The organism is Siminovitchia sediminis (assembly GCF_042680885.1).
GTDB lineage: Bacteria > Bacillota > Bacilli > Bacillales > Bacillaceae_C > Siminovitchia > Siminovitchia sediminis.
Map to the genome: position 1 here is coordinate 1 of NZ_JBHUEO010000084.1, position 671 is coordinate 671.

Sequence of the window (671 nt, forward strand, 5' to 3'; positions counted from 1 at the left end):
TTGTAACCGTCAAGTAGAAATCAACAGTTTTTGAAATATAAGACTCAACAGCTTTCGTCAATTAAGATTCAACACTTTGTTTATCGAATAAAGCTTTTCTATATTTCATCCTGATACTGCCCTGTTCTTCATTGAAGGTTAAGATCTCGCTACGGTGAAGAAGCCGATCCAGAATAGCGGTTGTAAGGGTTGGGTCCCCGAGGAACTTTCCCCATTCGCTTGGTCCTTTGTTCGATGTAAGGATAAATGCAGTCTTGTCATACATCTCATAAATAAACTGGAAGAACAGGTGGGCATCCTGTGGTTCGTAAGCCATATACATGACGTCATCAATGATGATGAGATCTGATTTGGTGATGCGCTTGTATCTTGTCCGGGATTTACTGATGTACTCCCTGGACTTTAATACATAGATTAAACGGTCCATCGATATGAATGACACCTGGTATCCACGCTTAATGGCGTGGATACCAAGGGCTGTCGACAAATGGGTTTTGCCGGCACCTGTCGGTCCCATCATGATGAGGGTGAAACACTCGTCCACCCATGACAACTGTTTTAATATATTCAATTGTTTCTCTCCGATTGCTGTCTGTTCTTCCAGCCGGAAATTCTCAAAGGTCAGAACATCAGGGAATTCCGCCCACTTCATCAGTTTCTCGCTGTTCTTC

Annotated in this window: 1 protein-coding gene; it reads right to left on the reverse strand. The window is 42.9% G+C overall.

Features of this window, described 5'->3' with window-relative positions; all coding sequences use genetic code 11:
* Positions 1 to 61: 61 nt before the first annotated feature.
* The coding region (locus ACFSCZ_RS17210; protein WP_380775658.1) for an ATP-binding protein at positions 62 to 671 on the reverse strand (610 nt) is incomplete at its 5' end.